At 52.9% G+C, this 21367-nt stretch carries 19 protein-coding genes; 10 read left to right on the top strand and 9 right to left on the bottom strand.

Annotation, left to right across the window (positions count from 1 at the left end):
• Positions 1-5: 5 nt before the first annotated feature.
• From C0K55_RS10810 to thpR, 8 genes are all read right to left on the bottom strand, one after another.
• Positions 6-737, bottom strand: a complete 732-nt coding sequence (locus C0K55_RS10810) for a fimbrial chaperone (RefSeq protein ID WP_105266794.1) — start codon at positions 735-737, stop codon at positions 6-8.
• Between the two features lie 82 nt (positions 738-819).
• A complete protein-coding gene (locus C0K55_RS10805) occupies positions 820-1389 on the bottom strand; it encodes a fimbrial protein (RefSeq protein WP_001035584.1) in 570 nt (189 codons plus the stop codon).
• A gap of 463 nt (positions 1390-1852) precedes the next feature.
• Complete coding sequence (gene folK / locus C0K55_RS10800) at positions 1853-2332, bottom strand: 2-amino-4-hydroxy-6-hydroxymethyldihydropteridine diphosphokinase (RefSeq protein WP_000215161.1); 480 nt, start codon at positions 2330-2332, stop codon at positions 1853-1855.
• Positions 2329-3726, bottom strand: coding sequence for a polynucleotide adenylyltransferase PcnB (gene pcnB / locus C0K55_RS10795; protein ID WP_206196644.1), 1398 nt, complete (start codon positions 3724-3726; stop codon positions 2329-2331). The genes folK and pcnB overlap by 4 nt, the downstream gene beginning before the upstream one ends.
• Positions 3727-3784: 58 nt before the next feature.
• A complete protein-coding gene (gene gluQRS, locus C0K55_RS10790) occupies positions 3785-4681 on the bottom strand; it encodes a tRNA glutamyl-Q(34) synthetase GluQRS (RefSeq protein WP_032141541.1) in 897 nt (298 codons plus the stop codon).
• Between the two features lie 66 nt (positions 4682-4747).
• Positions 4748-5203 (bottom strand): RNA polymerase-binding protein DksA, encoded by a 456-nt coding sequence (gene dksA, locus C0K55_RS10785; protein WP_001155227.1) that lies wholly within the window; start codon positions 5201-5203, stop codon positions 4748-4750.
• A gap of 177 nt (positions 5204-5380) precedes the next feature.
• Positions 5381-6085 (bottom strand): DNA/RNA nuclease SfsA, encoded by a 705-nt coding sequence (sfsA, locus tag C0K55_RS10780; protein ID WP_000396058.1) that lies wholly within the window; start codon positions 6083-6085, stop codon positions 5381-5383.
• A gap of 16 nt (positions 6086-6101) precedes the next feature.
• Positions 6102-6632, bottom strand: a complete 531-nt coding sequence (thpR, locus tag C0K55_RS10775; RefSeq protein WP_001294671.1) for an RNA 2',3'-cyclic phosphodiesterase — start codon at positions 6630-6632, stop codon at positions 6102-6104.
• Between the two features lie 73 nt (positions 6633-6705).
• On the opposite strand from thpR, the gene hrpB reads away from it, so the two are divergent.
• The 6 genes from hrpB to fhuB all read left to right on the top strand — a co-directional run bounded on the left by hrpB (position 6706) and on the right by fhuB (position 17979).
• Positions 6706-9135, top strand: a complete 2430-nt coding sequence (gene hrpB, locus C0K55_RS10770; protein ID WP_105266594.1) for an ATP-dependent helicase HrpB — start codon at positions 6706-6708, stop codon at positions 9133-9135.
• Positions 9136-9283: 148 nt separating this feature from the next.
• A complete protein-coding gene (gene mrcB / locus C0K55_RS10765) occupies positions 9284-11794 on the top strand; it encodes a bifunctional glycosyl transferase/transpeptidase (protein WP_105266593.1) in 2511 nt (836 codons plus the stop codon).
• Positions 11795-12019: 225 nt separating this feature from the next.
• Positions 12020-14263: a ferrichrome porin FhuA gene (fhuA, locus tag C0K55_RS10760; protein WP_000135211.1), complete on the top strand. Its 2244-nt coding sequence runs from the start codon at positions 12020-12022 to the stop codon at positions 14261-14263.
• Positions 14264-14312: 49 nt separating this feature from the next.
• Positions 14313-15110: a Fe3+-hydroxamate ABC transporter ATP-binding protein FhuC gene (gene fhuC / locus C0K55_RS10755; protein ID WP_105224938.1), complete on the top strand. Its 798-nt coding sequence runs from the start codon at positions 14313-14315 to the stop codon at positions 15108-15110.
• Entirely contained in the window at positions 15110-16000 is an 891-nt protein-coding gene (gene fhuD / locus C0K55_RS10750; protein WP_038354977.1) for a Fe(3+)-hydroxamate ABC transporter substrate-binding protein FhuD, read from the top strand. Before fhuC ends, fhuD begins: the two co-directional genes overlap by 1 nt.
• Positions 15997-17979, top strand: a complete 1983-nt coding sequence (gene fhuB, locus C0K55_RS10745) for a Fe(3+)-hydroxamate ABC transporter permease FhuB (protein WP_061090670.1) — start codon at positions 15997-15999, stop codon at positions 17977-17979. Before fhuD ends, fhuB begins: the two co-directional genes overlap by 4 nt.
• Before the next feature lie 34 nt (positions 17980-18013).
• Here the strand turns inward: fhuB and hemL are convergent, their stop codons facing one another.
• Complete coding sequence (gene hemL, locus C0K55_RS10740) at positions 18014-19294, bottom strand: glutamate-1-semialdehyde 2,1-aminomutase (RefSeq protein ID WP_000045318.1); 1281 nt, start codon at positions 19292-19294, stop codon at positions 18014-18016.
• 165 nt (positions 19295-19459) lie between these two features.
• Between hemL and C0K55_RS26575 the strand changes: the two genes are divergently transcribed.
• The 4 genes from C0K55_RS26575 to erpA are packed head-to-tail and all read left to right on the top strand — an operon-like array spanning position 19460 to position 21366.
• Complete coding sequence (locus tag C0K55_RS26575) at positions 19460-19507, top strand: hypothetical protein (RefSeq protein ID WP_214678600.1); 48 nt, start codon at positions 19460-19462, stop codon at positions 19505-19507.
• Positions 19508-19518: 11 nt separating this feature from the next.
• On the top strand, positions 19519-20940 hold the full coding sequence (gene clcA, locus C0K55_RS10735) for a H(+)/Cl(-) exchange transporter ClcA (protein ID WP_000845418.1): 1422 nt from the start codon (positions 19519-19521) through the stop codon (positions 20938-20940).
• 23 nt (positions 20941-20963) lie between these two features.
• Positions 20964-21029, top strand: a complete 66-nt coding sequence (gene yadW, locus C0K55_RS25920) for a small protein YadW (RefSeq protein WP_122983118.1) — start codon at positions 20964-20966, stop codon at positions 21027-21029.
• Positions 21022-21366: an iron-sulfur cluster insertion protein ErpA gene (gene erpA, locus C0K55_RS10730; protein WP_001295564.1), complete on the top strand. Its 345-nt coding sequence runs from the start codon at positions 21022-21024 to the stop codon at positions 21364-21366. The genes yadW and erpA overlap by 8 nt, the downstream gene beginning before the upstream one ends.
• Position 21367: the final 1 nt, after the last annotated feature.

Raw genomic sequence — 21367 nt, 5'->3', positions numbered from 1 at the left:
TGAGATTACATATTTGCTTCGCCTTTTATTTCACTGCCGTAATCACTAATCGCTGAATAGTGTAATTTAGCGCCGCCAGGGGAGGTATTCAGACCCTGTACTGTAAATTCGGCATCGCTTTTTGGTGCAACCATTGTGGCGTCTACGATATATTTTTTATTTCCCGACTGCACATCGACAGACGAGAAGGAAACGTAATAAGGCGTTGGGTTCGTCACTTTTATTTTATTTCCATTCCAGCGCCAGGTTAATTGCTCTGGCGCTTTGAAATGCTCACCGGCTAATCCATCAGGGCGATAGAACAGTTTGATACGGGTACGGAAAGCCAGTTGCAGGACATTTTTATTTTCAGCTTCTTTTGCCTGCATTTTGGGTGGAACTTCCAGCACGTTAAACCAGTACACACTTTCCCTGTCTTTCGGTAATGCCTGCGTACCGGTATAGGTGATGGTAACGGTTTGGCCTTTTTTCGGGTCTATGCGTGAGACCGGTGGGGTCGCGTTAAACGGGACTTTGATCAAAGCCGGGTCTACATTGTCATCACCGGTATCAAGCCAGGACTGCACCAGCAATGGGCGAGAGCCTTTATTTTCCAGGCGAGCAGTGATCTTTTTGTCGCTTTCTTTATAGATGATGCGCGTACCGTTGATAACGATATCGGCCTGGGTTATGGGGCTGAATGCCGTAAGCGTTGCACCGACAACGATAGCAGCGATAGTCTTGTTATAATTCAACATGTTATCTCTCCCTGAAACATCTCTAAATCCTGAAACAGGGGATGTAACACATCCCCTTGTGATTTTTACAACGGTAACGCTATTACTGATAAGTCAGGGTATAGGTTGCGTTGGTTTTCACCGGGCCGCTGGTGACGGTTGCGGTTGAAGAAGATTTCACATAGGACGCCATATAGCTGAAGGTGGCGATATGGCTGGTTGAATCGATAGGAGAAGAAATTTTGCTTGAAGGATCGTTTACTTTAACCAGTGCCGGGGTGGTGGCGGAGACATCGTGAAGTGCGATGTTGACACCTTTAGCCGGGCCGCTGATGGAGTTGTCGTTTTCCAGAGTACCCTGGGTGGAGCTGTGGAAAGTAGAGGTAAAGCTCATTGTTGCCGTTTTATTTGCGGCTGCATTGGAGCAGTTTACTGAGATGCTGATTGCTGCCGGGTATGCACCCAGCGCTTTGTCATTCAGCGCTGTAATATCACTTGGTTTCGCGGTTTTCAGGGTGATGTTAACATCGTTGCTGCCACCGTTAACGGTTGCCGGGCAGGTTTCATCAGAAACCAGACCGTTGATATTGATTTCACCACCATCCACAGCCATTGCATTACCAGCAGAAAAACAGGACGCTGCCAGAACAACCGCCAGAAGCTTCTTGTTCATTATAATTCTCCATAAAATATTAAATGAGTTAAAAAATGATACGTAAAGTTAATTACGGGATGGGCAATATAATAGGAGTGTGTTTTTTTGTAAAATATTGTTTTTATATTAATGGGCTATTTGTATTTCTATATTAAATATTATTTTTATAATGAATATTATGTGTGGCTTTTTATTTCTGTGATGAATTGTTTAGCGGCAAATCTGGCAGGGTAAGTGGATGAAAGATATATATATCCTTTCTATTTCATTTAAATGGCTCTAAATTTTTTAAAAGTCAATGTTTATCATTGTTAGAATAAATTAAATTACATTTAAGATAAAATCATGTGTAATTGATTAAAGTTTGATGTCAAAGCGAACGGGGGAAATAATATTAAATTAGAGGATGTTTTAATTATTTTTTTGTGCGTATTTTTTGTATTACGCGAAAGCGGGGCTAATTAATACAGGAGAACACGTATTACCAAAGAGAAGGGCGCGGAAATTGTGCATCAGTCAGTAACCGGGCAAGCGTGTGGTTATCCGGGAATACGAGACCTGGCGCAATCTCAAACAGCGGCCAGAGCATAAAACCACGGTTCTTCATATCATAGTGCGGAACAGTGAGGCGTTCAGTGTTAATCACCGCATCACCAAACAGCATGATGTCGAGATCTAACGTGCGCGGCCCCCAGCGTTCGGCCTTACGAACGCGACCTTGCTGCAATTCAATACGCTGTGTGTGATTGAGTAACTCTTCAGGTGCGAGAGTTGTTTCCAGCGCCACGGCGGCGTTTAAGTAATCCGGCTGATCTTGTGGCCCCAGCGGAGGGGTACGGTAAAACGAAGAAACGGCAAGAATGCGGCTTTCAGGAATTTCACCGAGTGCTTTCACGGCAGCATTGACCTGCTCCAGCGGAGAGGCCAGATTGCTGCCTATGGCAATATATGCCACTGTCATGTGGTGCCCTCGCGACGCGGTGCGCGTTTGCGCGGACGACGAGTACGACGGCGCTGTGCTGGTTCTTCATCCAGCTCGGTGAGCATCCCTTTTTGATCTGGTGGCGCAGAAACCTGGAATTCACCCCACCATTTCGCCAGACGTTGCAGCTCAGCGTTGCGTTCCACTTCTGCACGCAGTGCCAGCAGGTCGTAAGCGGCGCGGAACTTCGGATGCTCCAGCAGTTTCCATGCACGTTTGCCCTGACGACGGGACATGCGCAACTGCAACTGCCAGATATCGCGAGTTAGCGTAGTCAGACGTTTCGGGATCGCCAGTGAACGGCAGGCTTCGTCCAGCACATCGTTCATCGCCAGCGCGAAAGCATCGTGATAGGTAAGGCCGCTCTCTTGCGCGATTTTTTGTGCCGTCTCCAGCAGTGGATACCAGAACATGGCGGCAAACAGGAACGCCGGGTTAACGCGCATATCATTATGGATACGCGTATCAGTATTTTTCAGTACCTGCTCAATCATCCGCTCCATTGGGCTGTCGCCATTTTCCGTGAAGTAACGGGTAATGGTCGGGAACAGCGGCTGGAACAGATGATATTCACACAGCAATTTATAGGTTTCGTAACCGTAGCCTGCTTGTAGAAGTTTGAGTGATTCTTCAAACAGGCGTGCCGGTGGGATATCGTTCAGCAGGGTAGCCAGGCGTGGGATCGGTTCTGCGGTTTCCGGGCTGATACGCATACCCAACTTGGCGGCAAAACGTACCGCGCGCAGCATACGTACCGGATCTTCACGGTAGCGCGTTTCCGGGTTACCAATCAGGCGAATCACGCCGTCTTTCAGATCTTTCATGCCGCCAACGTAATCACGGACGGTAAAATCCGCGACGCTGTAATACAGGCTGTTGATGGTGAAATCGCGGCGCTGGGCGTCTTCTTCGATGGAACCGAATATGTTGTCGCGCAGCAACATGCCGTTTTGCCCACGCTGGGAGGTCGTGCGGTCGCTGACGTTGCCTTCGTGGTGCCCACGGAAGGTTGCGACTTCGATAATTTCCGGACCAAACATCACGTGAGCAAGACGGAAACGGCGACCCACCAGACGGCAGTTACGGAATAGTTTGCGTACCTGCTCAGGCGTGGCGTTAGTGGTCACGTCGAAATCTTTCGGCTTTTTGCCAAGTAACAGGTCGCGCACGCCGCCGCCAACCAGCCAGGCTTCGTATCCCGCTTTATTGAGCCTGTACATTACCTTCAGGGCATTTTCACTGATATCTTTGCGGGAAATAGCATGCTGTTCACGCGGGATCACCGTCACCTGTGGACGGGCGACTGCCTGTTCAGCCTCGCTCTCCTCGCGGCTTAGCACCTTGCGGCAAAAATTAGCGACTCGGGTAAAAATAATACACCTCGGTAGTGTCAAACATCATTCAGGACAAAAAATAGCGGCTAATCATAGCTCAGCATGACGCATTTGAGAATGTTGAATTTACAATTGCCGACTCAGGTACGGCGGTCAGCGTCCAGTTTTTGACGGCTGACTGAAGGATTTGCTCGACGCTGAAATCCTGCCAATGTGTTTCTGCCTGCTGACCAAGAAATTGAAGTGCCGCGATTAGTACCGGGCGCGGGTCGCCTTTTGGTAACGCAGGCGCATGATTCTGCTTGGAAAGTTTAGCGCCTTGTGCGTTAAGCGCCAGCGGCAAATGAATGTAATCTGGCGCTTGCCAGTCAAAAAGCTGGTACAGCGAGATTTGCCGCACTGTGGGTTCAATCAAATCTGCGCCACGGACAATTTCAGTCACGCCCTGGAAGTGATCATCAACCACCACAGCCAGGTTATAGGCAAACAAACCATCACGGCGATGAATAATAAAATCTTCCTGCGCCAGTTTTTCGTCGGCGTGGATAATGCCGCGCAGTTGGTCAGTGAACTGCATAACCGGATGCACCTGCCGAATACGTACAGCCGCGTTGTCCGGGCCATGATGCAATTCACGGCAATGACCGTCGTAGATACCGCCAATACTGTGAATACGTGCGCGCGTACAGGTGCAGTAATAACTTAGTCCTTGCTCACGTAACCAGGCGAGGGCTTCACGATAGGCGTCGTGACGTTGGGATTGCCAGAGAACATCGCCGTCCCAGTGCAGGCCGTAATGTTCCAGTTGGCGCAGGATAGTCTCTGCGGCACCGGGAACTTCACGGGGTGGGTCGATATCTTCAATGCGTACCAGCCAGCGACCTTGCCGGGCGTGTGCTTGCAGATAGCTGCCAAGCGCAGCGATCAGAGAACCAAAATGAAGCTCGCCGGAAGGTGAGGGGGCAAAGCGCCCAATATAGTGTGTGTCTGTCATCTCTTTGAACAAAAAATAAGGCGGGAGCATTTCCCGCCTGTGGTAAACGTGATGGAACAGCTTTAATTAGCCAGCCATCTGTTTTTCGCGAATTTCAGCCAGCGTTTTGCAGTCGATGCACAGATCGGCTGTTGGGCGCGCTTCCAGACGACGAATACCAATTTCAACACCGCAGGATTCGCAGTAGCCGAAATCTTCGTCTTCCACTTTTTTCAGCGTCTTCTCGATCTTTTTGATCAGCTTACGCTCGCGATCGCGGTTACGCAGTTCGAGGCTGAACTCTTCTTCCTGGGCGGCACGGTCTACCGGATCCGGGAAGTTGGCGGCTTCATCCTGCATATGTGTAACGGTGCGATCGACTTCATCCCTGAGTTGATTACGCCATGCTTCCAGAATACGACGGAAGTGCGCCAGCTGGGCTTCGTTCATATACTCTTCGCCCGGCTTCTCCTGATATGGCTCCACCCCAGCGATGGCGAGAATACTCAGGGACGATGTTTTACGGTTTTGCCCTTCTTGCATGTTGCTTCTCCTTAACACGCACTATCGATCCCCATGTTCGGGGGAAAAATGAGGCCGCTATAAATAGCAGATGCTTTTCCGGATAGCAATTATCTAAACGTAACACTTGACAACTGTGTGAGGAAAAGCGTATTTGCGCACGCGACCAGAATGTAAATTAACCAGTTACTTATTCAACTACAGAGTAACGGGCAGTGATTTTTTAAGAGCCATACCTTCAGCAGAAAGTTCCGCCTTATAAGCCAGAATTTCTACCCCCCTCTGTTGAGCCTCTGACAATAGTTGCGCGTATTTCTCATCGATGTGGCGCGCGGGTGAAAACCGTGTAATGGCTGAATGTAGCACGGCGAAAAAAATCACTGCACGCTGGCCTTCAGCCGCTACGCTCATCAACTCCCGAAGATGTTTCTGACCTCGTTCAGTCACTGCATCGGGAAAGTATCCCTGTTCGTTTTCCGCTAACGTAACCGATTTCACTTCAATATAGCAGTCAGGTCGAAACCTCGCCTGTAACATGAAGTCAACACGGCTGCGTTCGGCACCGTATTTTACTTCGCTTTTCAGCGAGCTATAGCCTGACAGCTCCGAAATATTCCCATTAAGGATAGCCTCTTTCGTCAATCTGTTTGCCCAAAGTGTATTGACGCAAATAAATGCACCGTTTTGGCTTTGGGTCAGTTCCCAGGTGTGCGGATATTTCCGTTTTGTGTTGTCGGAAGTTGAATACCAGACGGTATCTCCAGGTGTTGCACAACCGGTCATCGCGCCAGTATTCGGGCAGTGTAGCGTTAATTCTTGGCCATCTGGTGTGATCACATCGGCTAAAAAACGTTTATAACGTTGAACCAGCGTGGCGCGTTGTAGAGGGGGTGAAAATTCCATTGCGATAAAACCCTTGTTATTGCGTCAGTGTCCAGCGTTTTAGCGGCGTGTAGCGTGTGCGTCCTCGGGCAAACGAGGAAGCGTAAAGGGTGAACTCCGTCACCGCATACGACCAGTTAAAGCCAGGCGGCGGGATTGTCACCGCCTCGCTGGCATCGCGCAATAAGGTGATATGCGGATGAAACGGTCGATTGCTTTGAAAACAACCACTGCGCGCTGCTTGTGAACGAAGCATATTCGCCAGTTGGATTAATCCGCGCGGCGGCTGGCGCATACCAAGCCACACCACGCGAGAACGTAGCCACTGACCGGCGTCATCAAGCGTTAGTGTGAAACCGGGTTGACGAATCCGTCCGGCCAAAAGTGAGAGCGCCTTCTCTTTCTCTGCGCTCACTTCGCCTAAAAACGCCAGCGTCAGATGCAAGTTCTCAGCGGCAACCGGACGCCCCGCTTCTGGTGGAAACTGTGCGGCGCGCCAGTGGATAATCTGTTCGCGGATTTCTGCAGGTAAGTCGATGGCAAAGAACAGCCGTTGCGGTTCAGACATGTCAGGCACTCGGTTATGAATTACCGCGATGCTACAATGCGCCGCGAAGAATGTTAACCCTCAGGAGCGTTTTGTGTCGTCGTTGCCCGTTGCTGCCGTCTTACCTGAATTACTTGCCGCCCTCGATTGTGCACCGCAGGTGTTATTAAGCGCGCCGACCGGAGCCGGGAAATCGACCTGGCTGCCGCTGCAACTGCTGGTGCATCCTGGTATTCGCGGGAAAATCATCCTGCTGGAGCCGCGGCGTCTGGCGGCGCGTAACGTCGCGCAACGGCTGGCGGAGCTGCTTAACGAAAAGCCCGGCGATACCGTTGGCTACCGGATGCGTGCGCAAAATTGCGTCGGGCCGAATACCCGTTTGGAAGTCGTTACTGAAGGGGTGTTGACGCGCATGATCCAACGCGACCCGGAACTAAGCGGCGTCGGTCTGGTGATCCTTGATGAGTTTCATGAACGCAGTCTGCAGGCGGATCTGGCGCTGGCGTTGTTACTCGATGTGCAACAAGGGCTGCGCGATGACCTGAAGCTGCTGATTATGTCAGCCACGCTGGATAACGAGCGCTTACAGCAAATGTTGCCGGAAGCCCCCGTTGTTGTTTCCGCAGGACGTTCGTATCCGGTGGAGCGCCGCTATTTGCCGCTGCCTACACATCAACGTTTTGACGAAGCCGTTGCTGTCGCCACCGCCGAATTGCTACGCCAGGAAGCAGGATCTCTGCTGCTGTTTTTACCTGGCGTCGGGGAAATTCAGCGTGTGCAGGAACAACTGGCTTCGCGTGTAGGCAGTGATGTGTTGCTTTGTCCACTGTATGGCGCATTGTCGTTGAACGATCAGCGAAAAGCGATCCTCCCGGCACCACAAGGGATGCGCAAAGTGGTGCTGGCAACCAATATTGCTGAAACCAGTTTAACTATTGAAGGTATTCGCCTGGTGGTGGATTGCGCCCAGGAAAGGATGGCGCGCTTTGATCCGCGAACGGGTCTTACACGGTTGATTACCCAGCGAGTTAGTCAGGCGTCGATGACGCAGCGTGCCGGGCGCGCCGGGCGACTGGAGCCGGGCATTTGCCTGCATTTGATCGCCAAAGAACAGGCGGAACGCGCCGCTGCACAAAGTGAACCGGAAATCTTACAAAGCGATCTCTCCGGTTTGCTGATGGAATTACTGCAATGGGGATGCAGCGATCCGGCGCAGATGAACTGGTTGGATCAACCACCAACGGTGAATCTACAGGCTGCGAAACGCCTGTTACAGATGCTTGGCGCGCTGGATGGCGAACGACTTAGCGCGAAAGGGCAAAAAATGGCGACGCTGGGTAATGATCCGCGGTTAGCCGCTATGCTGGTGAGCGCGAAGAGTGATGATGAAGCCGCTACCGCCGCAAAAATTGCCGCCATTCTCGAAGAGCCGCCCCGCATGGGGAATAGCGACCTGGAAGTGGCGTTTTCCCGCAATCAACCGGCCTGGCAACAGCGTAGTCAGCAACTGTTAAAGCGCTTAAATGTCCGTGGCGGCGAGGCCGACAGTGCGTTTATTGCGCCGCTACTTGCCCAGGCCTTTGCCGATCGTATTGCTCGTCGCCGTGGCCAGGATGGTCGTTATCAACTGGCGAACGGTATGGGAGCAATGCTGGACGCGGATGATGCCTTAAGCCGCCACGAGTGGTTGATCGCTCCTTTATTATTGCAGGGCAGCGCCTCGCCGGATGCGCGAATTCTACTGGCGCTACCGGTCGATATTGATGAGTTAGTGCAACGCTGCTCACAGCTATTACAGCAATCTGACACCGTTGAATGGGACGATGCACAAGGCACGCTGAAGGCCTGGCGTCGGTTGCAGATTGGTCAGCTCACAGTAAAAGTACAGCCGCTGGCGAAACCGTCGGAAGATGAATTACATCATGCAATGCTCAACGGTATTCGCGATAAAGGTCTAAACGTTCTTAACTGGACGCCGGAAGCGGAGCAGCTACGCTTGCGTTTGCTGTGTGCTGCAAAGTGGTTACCGGAATATGACTGGCCAGCAATGGATGAGGCGAGCTTGCTGGCGTCGCTGGAAACGTGGCTGCTGCCACATATGGCCGGCGTACATTCGCTGCGTGGCCTGAAATCTCTTGATGTTTATCAGGCGCTGCGCGGATTACTTGATTGGGGAATGCAGCAACGTCTGGATAGTGAATTGCCTGCGCATTACACTGTGCCGACGGGAAGCCGGATCGCCATTCGTTATCATGAAGATAACCCACCCGCGCTGGCGGTGAGAATGCAAGAGATGTTTGGCGAAGCCACTAATCCGACTATCGCTCAGGGGCGCGTGCCGCTGGTGCTGGAATTGCTTTCACCCGCCCAGAGGCCGCTGCAAATCACGCGTGATTTAAGTGCCTTCTGGCAGGGAGCGTATCGCGAGGTGCAAAAAGAGATGAAAGGGCGTTATCCCAAACACGTCTGGCCGGACGACCCGGCGAATACCGCACCGACGCGACGGACGAAAAAGTATTCGTGAGGTTGGTAAACGGGCACGGGCAGTCCCTTCGCCCCGGTTCTCTCCCATAGGGGGAGGGCGAAAAGTACTTTGAGAGATATCTTCTTCTGTCTTGTCACAGAAGAATAGAAAATCGGGCTTTTGCGCCTGAATATTGCGGAGAAAATGTATGGCCGGGAATGACCGCGAGCCAATTGGACGCAAAGGGAAACCGACGCGTCCTGTCAAACAAAAGGTAAGCCGTCGTCGCTACGAAGATGACGACGATTATGATGACTATGAGGATGAAGAACCGATGCCACGCAAAGGTAAGGGCAAAGGGCGTAAGCCTCGTGGTAAACGCGGCTTGCTATGGCTGCTACTGAAACTGGGGATCGTATTTGCGGTGTTAATCGCCGTTTACGGTGTTTATCTCGATCAAAAAATTCGCAGTCGTATTGATGGCAAGGTGTGGCAATTGCCAGCGGCAGTTTATGGTCGGATGGTAAACCTTGAGCCAGACATGACCATCAGTAAGAACGAGATGGTGAAATTGCTGGAGGCCACGCAATATCGTCAGGTGTCGAAGATGACCCGTCCTGGCGAATTTACCGTGCAGGCCAACAGCATTGAGATGATCCGCCGTCCGTTTGATTTCCCGGATAGTAAAGAAGGACAGGTGCGTGCGCGTCTGACTTTTGAGGGCGATCATCTGGCGACTATTGTCAATATGGAGAACAACCGTCAGTTCGGTTTCTTCCGTCTTGATCCGCGTCTGATCACCATGATCTCCTCACCAAACGGCGAACAGCGTCTGTTTGTGCCGCGTAGTGGCTTCCCGGATTTGCTGGTAGATACTTTGCTGGCGACAGAAGACCGTCATTTCTACGAGCATGATGGTATCAGTCTCTACTCCATTGGACGTGCGGTGCTGGCGAACCTGACCGCCGGGCGCACGGTGCAGGGGGCGAGTACGCTGACTCAACAGTTAGTGAAGAACCTGTTCCTCTCTAGCGAACGTTCTTACTGGCGTAAAGCGAACGAAGCCTATATGGCGTTAATCATGGATGCGCGTTACAGCAAAGACCGCATTCTTGAGCTGTATATGAACGAGGTATATCTCGGTCAGAGCGGTGACAACGAAATCCGTGGCTTCCCGCTGGCAAGCCTGTACTACTTTGGTCGTCCGGTAGAAGAGTTGAGCCTTGATCAGCAGGCGCTGTTAGTCGGTATGGTGAAAGGTGCGTCTATCTATAACCCGTGGCGCAACCCGAAACTGGCGCTTGAGCGACGTAACCTGGTACTGCGTCTGCTGCAACAGCAGCAGATTATTGATCAAGAACTCTACGACATGTTGAGCGCACGTCCGCTGGGCGTACAGCCGCGCGGTGGGGTGATCTCTCCGCAGCCTGCCTTTATGCAACTGGTGCGCCAGGAGTTGCAGGCGAAACTGGGCGATAAAGTGAAAGATCTCTCTGGCGTGAAGATCTTCACTACTTTTGACTCGGTGGCTCAGGACGCGGCAGAAAAAGCCGCCGTGGAAGGCATTCCGGCACTGAAGAAACAGCGTAAGTTGAGCGATCTGGAAACGGCGATTGTGGTTGTTGACCGCTTTAGCGGTGAAGTTCGCGCGATGGTCGGTGGCTCTGAACCGCAGTTTGCGGGTTACAACCGTGCGATGCAGGCGCGTCGTTCGATTGGATCACTGGCAAAACCAGCGACCTATCTGACGGCCTTAAGCCAGCCGAAAATCTATCGCCTGAATACGTGGATTGCCGATGCGCCAATCGCGCTGCGTCAGCCTAACGGTCAGGTCTGGTCACCACAGAACGATGACCGCCGTTATAGCGAGAGCGGCAGAGTAATGTTGGTAGATGCGCTGACCCGTTCGATGAACGTGCCAACGGTGAATCTGGGGATGGCGTTAGGGTTACCTGCGGTAACGGACACCTGGATTAAACTGGGCGTGCCGAAAGATCAGTTGAATCCGGTTCCGGCAATGTTGCTTGGGGCGCTGAACTTAACGCCAATCGAAGTGGCGCAGGCATTCCAGACTATCGCCAGCGGCGGTAACCGTGCGCCGCTTTCTGCATTGCGTTCAGTCATTGCCGAAGACGGTAAAGTGCTCTATCAGAGCTTCCCGCAGGCGGAACGCGCAGTTCCGGCACAAGCGGCGTATCTGACGCTATGGACCATGCAGCAAGTGGTGCAACGTGGTACTGGTCGCCAATTGGGAGCGAAATACCCGAATCTGCACCTGGCGGGCAAAACCGGGACTACCAACAACAACGTTGATACCTGGTTTGCGGGCATTGACGGCAGCACGGTGACCATCACCTGGGTTGGCCGCGATAACAACCAGCCGACTAAGTTGTACGGTGCCAGCGGGGCGATGTCGATTTACCAGCGTTATCTGGCTAACCAGACGCCAACGCCGCTGAATCTTGTACCGCCGGAAGATATCGTGGATATGGGCGTCGACTACGACGGCAACTTTGTTTGCAGCGGTGGAATGCGTATCTTGCCGGTCTGGACCAGCGATCCGCAATCGCTGTGTCAACAGAGTGAGATGCAGCAGCAGCCGTCAGGCAATCCGTTTGATCAGTCTTCTCAGCCGCAGCAGCAGCAACCTGCTCAACAAGAGCAGAAAGACAGCGACGGCGTGGCGGGCTGGATTAAGGAAATGTTTGGTAGTAATTAACATTTAACTGTGACCTACCGGATGGCGTGCCGCCATCCGGTAAAATAACATCCTTCCAAAAGCATTAACCCTTTCTTTTCATCTGATTGTTTATTGACCCTTTGGTTGCTTCTCTGATGGGTATTGCTTGCCATCGTCTCGCCGTTTCGAATATTATTTCATCTTTATAATAATCATTCTCGTTTACGTTATCATTCACTTTCACTTTACATCAGAGATATACCAATGGCGCGTTACAAAACTGCTCAGCCAAAACACTCGCTGCGTAAAATCGCAGTCGTAGTAGCCACAGCGGTTAGCGGCATGTCTGTTTATGCACAGGCAGCGGTTGAACCGAAAGAAGAGACTATCACCGTTACCGCTGCACCTGCGCCGCAAGAAAGCGCATGGGGGCCGGCAGCCACTATTGCGGCGCGACAGTCAGCCACCGGTACTAAAACAGATACGCCGATTCAAAAAGTACCGCAGTCTATTTCTGTGGTCACAGCCGAAGAGATGGCGCTACACCAGCCGAAGTCAGTAAAAGAAGCGCTTAGCTATACGCCAGGGGTTTCGGTCGGTACGCGTGGTGCGTCCAACACTTATGACCACCTGATCATCCGTGGTTTTGCTGCAGAAGGCCAAAGTCAGAATAACTATCTGAACGGCCTGAAGATGCAGGGTAACTTCTATAACGATGCGGTTATCGATCCGTATATGCTTGAGCGCGCTGAAATCATGCGTGGTCCGGTTTCCGTGCTTTACGGGAAAAGCAGCCCGGGTGGCTTGTTGAATATGGTCAGCAAGCGCCCGACTACCGAACCGCTGAAAGAAGTTCAGTTTAAAGCCGGTACTGACAGCCTGTTCCAGACTGGTTTTGATTTCAGCGATGCGCTGGATGATGACGGCGTTTATTCTTATCGTCTGACCGGTCTTGCGCGTTCTGCTAATGCCCAGCAGAAGGGCGCAGAAGAGCAGCGTTATGCTATTGCTCCTGCGTTCACCTGGCGTCCGGACGATAAAACCAATTTCACCTTCCTTTCTTACTTCCAGAACGAGCCGGAAACGGGCTATTACGGCTGGTTGCCGAAAGAGGGAACCGTTGAGCCGCTGCCGAACGGTAAGCGTCTGCCGACCGACTTTAACGAAGGTGCGAAGAACAATACCTATTCTCGTAACGAGAAGATGGTGGGCTACAGCTTCGACCACGAATTTAACGACACCTTTACGGTGCGTCAGAACCTGCGTTTTGCTGAAAACAAAACCTCGCAAAACAGCGTTTATGGCTACGGTGTCTGCTCCGATCCGGCGAATGCTTACAGCCAGCAGTGTGCAGCTATAGCACCTGCGGATAAAGGTCACTACCTGGCGCGGAAATACGTTGTTGATGATGAGAAACTGCAAAACTTCTCTGTTGATACCCAGTTACAAAGCAAATTCGCCACTGGCGATATCGACCATACTCTGCTGACTGGCGTCGACTTTATGCGTATGCGTAATGACATCAACGCCTGGTTTGGTTACGACGACTCTGTGCCGCTGTTGAATCTGTATAATCCGGTGAATACCGATTTCGATTTCAATGCCAAAGACCCGGATAACTCCGGCCCGTACCGCATCCTGAATAAGCAGAAGCAAACAGGCATTTACGTTCAGGATCAGGCGCAGTGGGATAAAGTACTGGTCACTCTGGGCGGTCGTTATGACTGGGCAGATCAAGAATCGCTTAACCGCGTAGCGGGAACGACTGACAAACGTGATGACAAACAGTTCACCTGGCGTGGTGGTGTTAACTATCTGTTTGATAACGGCGTAACACCGTACTTCAGCTATAGCGAATCGTTTGAACCTTCTTCTCAGGTCGGGAAGGATGGTAATATTTTCGCACCGTCTAAAGGTAAGCAGTACGAAGTCGGCGTGAAATACGTACCGGAAGATCGCCCAATCGTGGTGACGGGTGCACTGTATAATCTCACCAAAACTAACAACCTGATGGCAGATCCTGAGGGTTCATTCTTCTCGGTTGAAGGTGGTGAGATCCGCGCGCGTGGCGTAGAAATCGAAGCAAAAGCGGCGCTGTCGGCAAGTGTTAACGTGGTCGGTTCTTATACCTACACCGATGCGGAATACACCACCGATACTACCTACAAAGGTAATACGCCTGCGCAGGTGCCAAAACACATGGCTTCTCTGTGGGCTGACTATACCTTCTTTGACGGCCCACTTTCTGGCCTGACGCTGGGTACTGGCGGTCGTTATACTGGCTCCAGCTACGGCGATCCGGCTAACTCCTTTAAAGTGGGAAGTTATACGGTAGTTGATGCGTTAGTGCGTTATGATCTGGCGCGAGTTGGTATGGCTGGCTCCAACGTGGCGCTGCATGTTAACAACCTGTTCGATCGTGAATACGTCGCCAGTTGCTTTAACACCTATGGCTGCTTCTGGGGCGCAGAACGTCAGGTCGTTGCAACCGCAACCTTCCGTTTCTAATTTTCGCTTTGGGCACGGATTTCCGTGCCCGCTTCACAAGTTGGCTGTTATGCAGGAATACACGAATCATTCCGATACCACTTTTGCACTGCGTAATATTTCCTTTCGTGTGCCGGGGCGCACGCTTTTGCATCCGCTGTCGTTAACCTTTCCTGCCGGGAAAGTGACCGGCCTGATTGGTCACAACGGTTCTGGTAAATCCACACTGCTCAAAATGCTGGGACGTCATCAGCCGCCGTCGGAAGGCGAAATTCTTCTTGATGCCCAGCCGTTGGAAAGCTGGAGCAGTAAAGCCTTTGCCCGCAAAGTCGCTTATTTGCCGCAGCAGATTCCTCCGGCTGAAGGGATGACCGTGCGCGAACTGGTGGCGATTGGTCGCTATCCGTGGCACGGCGCGTTGGGGCGATTTGGCGCGGCAGATCGCGAAAAGGTCGAAGAAGCCATCGCTCTTGTCGGCTTAAAACCACTGGCGCATCGGCTGGTGGATAGCCTTTCTGGCGGTGAACGTCAGCGAGCGTGGATCGCCATGCTGGTGGCGCAGGATAGCCGATGCCTGCTGCTGGATGAACCGACCTCGGCGCTGGATATCGCTCATCAGGTTGACGTGTTGGCGCTGGTGCATCGTTTAAGCCAGGAACGCGGCCTGACGGTGATTGCTGTGCTGCACGATATCAATATGGCGGCGCGTTACTGTGATTATCTGGTCGCCCTGCGCGGCGGTGAAATGATTGCTCAGGGAACGCCTGCGGAAATTATGCGCGGCGAAACCCTCGAAATGATTTATGGCATCCCGATGGGTATTTTGCCGCATCCGGCGGGTGCCGCACCTGTGAGTTTTGTTTATTGATGAGCGGCTTACCTCTTCTTTCGCGTCGTCGACTGTTAACGGCGATGGCGCTTTCTCCGTTGTTATGGCAGATGAATACCGCTCGCGCGGCGGCGATTGATCCGCATCGTATTGTGGCGCTGGAGTGGTTGCCGGTGGAACTGCTACTGGCGCTCGGCATCATGCCTTACGGTGTGGCGGACACCATTAACTATCGACTGTGGGTCAGCGAACCGCCATTACCGGAATCGGTGATTGACGTTGGTTTGCGTACAGAACCTAACCTCGAACTACTGACCGAAATGAAACCGTCGTTTATGGTCTGGTCGGCAGGATATGGCCCTTCGCCAGAAATGCTGGCACGCATTGCACCGGGGCGCGGATTTAACTTCAGCGACGGCAAGCAGCCACTGATGATGGCGCGTAAATCACTGATGGAAATGGCGGATTTGCTCAACCTGCAAAGCGCGGCAGAAAAGCATTTAGCGCAATATGAAAAATTTATCCGCAGTATGAAACCCCGCTTTGTAAAGCGTGGAGCGCGCCCGTTATTGCTGACGTCGCTTCTCGATCCGCGCCATATGCTGGTCTTCGGTCCAAACAGCTTGTTCCAGGAAATTCTCGATGAGTACGGTATTGTGAATGCATGGCAAGGGGAAACCAACTTCTGGGGCAGTACCGCGGTCAGTATTGATCGTCTGGCGGCGTATAAAGATGTTGATGTGCTGTGTTTTGATCACGATAACAGTAAGGACATGGACGCGTTAATGGCGACGCCGCTGTGGCAGGCCATGCCGTTTGTCCGTGCAGGGCGTTTTCAACGCGTACCCGCAGTTTGGTTCTATGGCGCGACGCTTTCGGCAATGCACTTTGTGCGCATTCTGGATAACGCCATTGGAGGCCAGGCGTGAGTAAACGAATTGCGCTTTTTCCGGCGTTATTGTTGGCGTTGCTGGTGATTGCCGCTGTGGTGCTCACCTGGATGAACTTCTCGCATGCGCTGCCGCGTAGCCAGTGGACTCAGGCAATCTGGTCGCCGGATATTGACGTCATTGAGCAGATGATTTTTCACTACAGCTTGCTGCCGCGTCTGGCTATTTCGCTGCTGGTTGGCGCGGGTCTGGGGCTGGTTGGCGTGCTGTTTCAGCAAGTGCTACGTAACCCGCTGGCGGAACCGACCACGCTTGGCGTCGCAACGGGCGCGCAACTGGGGATTACCGTCACCACGCTGTGGGCGATTCCTGGTGTGGCGGCAAGTCAGTTCGCCGCGCTGGCGGGGGCTTGTGTGGTTGGCTTAATCGTCTTTGGCGTCGCGTGGGGTAAACGCCTTTCGCCAGTGACGTTGATCCTCGCGGGTCTGGTCGTGAGCCTTTATTGCGGGGCAATCAACCAGTTACTGGTCATTTTTCATCATGACCAGTTGCAAAGCATGTTCCTGTGGAGCACCGGTACGCTGACGCAAACCGACTGGGGCGGCGTTGAACGTTTATGGCCGCAGTTACTGGGCGGCGTGATGCTGACATTGCTACTACTGCGCCCGTTAACCCTGATGGGGCTTGATGATGGCGTGGCGCGCAATCTGGGGCTGGCACTGTCGCTGGCGCGTCTGGCTGCGCTGTCTCTGGCGATTGTTATCAGCGCCTTGCTGGTGAACGCGGTCGGGATTATCGGCTTTATCGGTTTGTTCGCGCCGCTGCTGGCGAAAATGCTGGGCGCGCGTCGTCTGCTGCCGCGGCTGATGCTGGCGTCACTGATTGGGGCACTCATTCTCTGGCTTTCCGATCAGATAATTCTCTGGCTAACCCGCGTATGGATGGAAGTTTCCACCGGATCGGTCACTGCACTGATTGGTGCGCCGCTGCTGCTATGGCTGCTGCCACGTTTACGCAGCATTAGCGCGCCGGATATGAAGGTTAACGATCGGGTCGCGATTGAACGCCAACATGTGCTGGCGTTTGCCCTCGCTGGTGGTGTGCTGCTGCTGATTGCCGTAGTGGTGGCGCTGTCGTTTGGTCGTGATTCGCAAGGCTGGACGTGGGCGAGTGGGGGACTGCTTGAGGATTTAATGCCCTGGCGCTGGCCGCGAATTATGGCGGCACTGTTTGCAGGCGTGATGCTGGCAGTGGCTGGCTGTATTATTCAGCGGCTGACCGGAAACCCGATGGCAAGCCCCGAAGTGCTGGGGATCAGCTCTGGTGCGGCGTTTGGCGTAGTGCTGATGCTGTTTCTGGTGCCGGGCAACGCCTTTGGCTGGTTGCTGCCCGCGGGAAGTCTCGGTGCGGCGGTGACGCTGTTGATCATTATGATCGCCGCCGGGCGCGGTGGATTTTCACCACATCGGATGCTGCTGGCGGGGATGGCATTAAGCACCGCGTTCACTATGCTGCTGATGATGTTGCAGGCGAGCGGCGATCCACGTATGGCGCAAGTGCTGACCTGGATTTCCGGTTCGACCTACAATGCCACCGATGCGCAGGTCTGGCGCACCGGAATTGTGATGGTGATTTTGCTGGCAATTACGCCGCTGTGCCGTCGCTGGCTGACCATTTTACCGCTGGGTGGTGATACCGCACGAGCCGTGGGGATGGCGCTGACGCCGACGCGAGTTGCGTTGCTGATGCTGGCGGCCTGTCTGACGGCGACCGCGACAATGACCATTGGGCCATTGAGTTTTGTTGGTCTGATGGCACCACATATTGCACGGATGATGGGCTTTCGACGGACGATGCCGCACATTGTGATTTCGGCGCTGGTGGGTGGTTTGCTGCTGGTGTTTGCGGACTGGTGCGGGCGGATGGTGTTGTTTCCGTTCCAGATCCCGGCGGGATTATTGTCGACGTTTATCGGCGCGCCGTATTTTATTTATTTGCTGAGAAAGCAGAGCCGTTAATAAAATGCCTCGCCCGGTGGGCGAGGCAAAATCATCACAACTTAGCAAACACCCGACGTGCGGCATCGATGGTGTTATTGATATCTTCCATGCTGTGCGCCACGGACATAAAGCCCGCTTCAAACGCTGACGGTGCCAGGTAAACACCTTCGTCCAGCATCATATGGAAGAAACGCTTAAAGCGTTCCACGTCACAGGCCATTACGTCCTGATAACACGTCACTGACCCGGCATCGGTAAAGAAAATACCGAACATGCCGCCAACGTGGTTCACAACCAGAGGAATTCCCGCTTCTTCTGCCGCTTCCAACAAGCCTTCCGCCAGACGTGTTGTCAGCTCATCCAGTGTCTCGTGAACACCCGGCTGCGCGACTTCATTCAGACAGGCGAAACCGGCTGCCATCGCAATTGGGTTACCGGAAAGTGTACCCGCCTGATACACCGGGCCGGTCGGGGCCAGCGCATCCATCACATCACGACGGCCGCCGAAGGCACCAACAGGCATCCCGCCGCCAATGATTTTGCCCAGACAGGTGAGATCCGGCACGACACCGTAATAATCCTGTGCGCCCGCCAGCGCCACGCGGAAGCCGGTCATTACTTCATCAATGATTAGCAACGCGCCAAACTCGTCACACAGCGCGCGCAGACCCGGCAGAAACTCCGGCAACGGCGGAACGCAGTTCATGTTACCGGCTACCGGCTCAACGATAATGCAGGCAATTTCTTCCGGGTACTGCTCAAACGCGGCGCGTACAGACGCCAGATCGTTATAGGTACAGGTTAAGGTATGTTTGGCGAAATCCGCCGGAACGCCCGGAGAGTTCGGTTGACCCAGCGTCAGTGCGCCAGATCCTGCTTTCACTAACAGACAGTCGGCGTGGCCGTGGTAACAACCTTCGAATTTAATGATTTTATCGCGGCCGGTAAAACCACGGGCGAGGCGGATAGCGCTCATCGTCGCTTCGGTGCCGGAGTTCACCATACGCACCATATCCATCGTCGGCACCAGTTCGGTCACCAGTTCCGCCATTTTTACTTCCATTTCGGTCGGCGCACCAAAGCTCAGACCGCGCCCGGCGGCTTCAATTACTGCGTTACGGATCGCCGGGTGGTTATGGCCCAGCACCATCGGCCCCCAGGAACCGACATAATCGATATACGCTTTGCCATCAACATCGTACAGATAAGCGCCGTCCGCTTTTTCGATAAACAGTGGAGTGCCGCCCACGCCGGTAAAAGCGCGAACAGGGGAGTTCACACCGCCAGGGATCAGCTCGCGCGCTGCGCTGTAAAGATTTTCAGACTTACTCATGGAGGGTTCCTGATTCGTAGAAAAAGTGAATGGCTGCTATTCTATGTTATTCATAACAAGTTAAATACTCGTCAAGCATCAGGTTGCTTGTACTGCGGCAACCCGGATTTCTAAGAGTATAAAAGTTTTGCGCATTTGAAACATTACGCTTTGCAAAGGATTTTCATCGAACGAGCGAGTAGAATGCCGTCATCTTATTTGTATGACCAATAAGTGATCATTGGATGAAAACTGATACACCCTCTTCTGAAATACCGCAGGCTGCGCGTCTGCGACGCAGACAACTGATTCGTCAACTTCTTGAGCGCGACAAAACGCCATTAGCCATTTTGTTTATGGCTGCGGTCGTTGGCACCCTTGTCGGGCTGGCAGCAGTAGCTTTTGACAAAGGCGTCGCCTGGTTGCAGAACCAACGTATGGGCGCGCTGGTACATACTGCCGATAATTACCCACTTTTGTTGACCGTCGCTTTTCTCTGTTCGGCGGTGCTGGCGATGTTCGGTTATTTTTTGGTGCGCAAATACGCGCCGGAAGCAGGTGGTTCGGGTATTCCGGAAATTGAAGGCGCGCTGGAAGATCAACGTCCCGTCCGCTGGTGGCGTGTATTGCCGGTGAAGTTCTTTGGTGGTCTGGGAACGCTGGGCGGTGGCATGGTGCTGGGACGCGAAGGGCCAACCGTACAGATCGGCGGTAACATTGGCCGCATGGTGCTTGATATTTTCCGCATGAAAGGTGATGAAGCTCGTCACACGTTGCTGGCAACCGGTGCGGCGGCGGGGCTGGCGGCGGCCTTTAACGCGCCGCTCGCGGGCATTCTTTTTATTATCGAAGAGATGCGTCCGCAATTCCGCTATACGCTAATTTCGATTAAAGCGGTATTTATTGGCGTCATTATGTCGACCATTATGTACCGGATATTTAATCACGAAGTCGCGTTAATTGACGTAGGTAAACTCTCTGATGCGCCGCTCAATACGCTCTGGCTTTATCTGATCCTCGGTATTATTTTTGGTATCTTCGGCCCTATTTTTAATAAATGGGTGCTGGGGATGCAGGATTTGTTGCACCGTGTGCACGGCGGCAATATCACGAAATGGGTGCTGATGGGCGGTGCGATTGGCGGCCTGTGTGGCTTGCTTGGTTTCGTTGCGCCAGAAACTTCGGGCGGCGGTTTTAACCTGATTCCTATCGCGACAGCAGGGAATTTCAGCATGGGAATGCTGATTTTTATTTTTGTTGCGCGGGTGATCACCACACTGCTCTGCTTTTCTTCTGGTGCACCGGGCGGTATTTTCGCCCCGATGCTGGCGCTTGGTACGGTTTTGGGAACGGCATTTGGCATGGTCGCTACGGAACTGTTTCCGCAATATCACCTTGAAGCAGGGACATTTGCTATTGCTGGAATGGGGGCGTTACTGGCGGCATCCGTTCGTGCGCCGCTAACCGGGATAATATTGGTACTTGAGATGACAGATAACTATCAGCTCATTTTGCCAATGATTATTACTGGTCTTGGCGCAACACTATTAGCACAATTTACCGGCGGAAAACCGCTATACTCAGCGATTCTTGCCCGCACGCTGGCAAAACAGGAAGCGGAACAACTGGCGCGAAGCAAGGCCGCGGCTGCCAGCGAGAATACTTGAACGAAATACCAGGGTATTAGATAATGGCGCTTATTATTGGGTTAGAATTTGCCCAATTGCCGATGTCGTTTGGAGCAAAATATGAGTGATGACGTAGCACTGCCGCTGGAATTTACCGACGCAGCAGCCAACAAAGTTAAAAGCCTGATCGCTGATGAAGATAACCCGAATCTGAAGTTACGCGTGTATATCACTGGTGGCGGTTGCAGCGGCTTCCAGTATGGTTTCACCTTTGATGATCAGGTGAACGAAGGCGATATGACTATCGAAAAACAGGGCGTAGGCCTGGTGGTTGATCCGATGAGTCTGCAATACCTGGTCGGCGGTTCCGTTGACTATACCGAAGGTCTGGAAGGTTCACGTTTCATCGTGACCAACCCGAACGCGAAAAGCACCTGCGGTTGCGGTTCTTCCTTCAGCATCTAAT

It is taken from the genome of Escherichia sp. MOD1-EC6098, from assembly GCF_002965865.1.
Taxonomy (GTDB): domain Bacteria; phylum Pseudomonadota; class Gammaproteobacteria; order Enterobacterales; family Enterobacteriaceae; genus Escherichia; species Escherichia marmotae.
The sequence above is the reverse complement of the archived record's forward strand: the minus strand, read 5'-3'. Positions and strand labels throughout refer to the sequence as shown.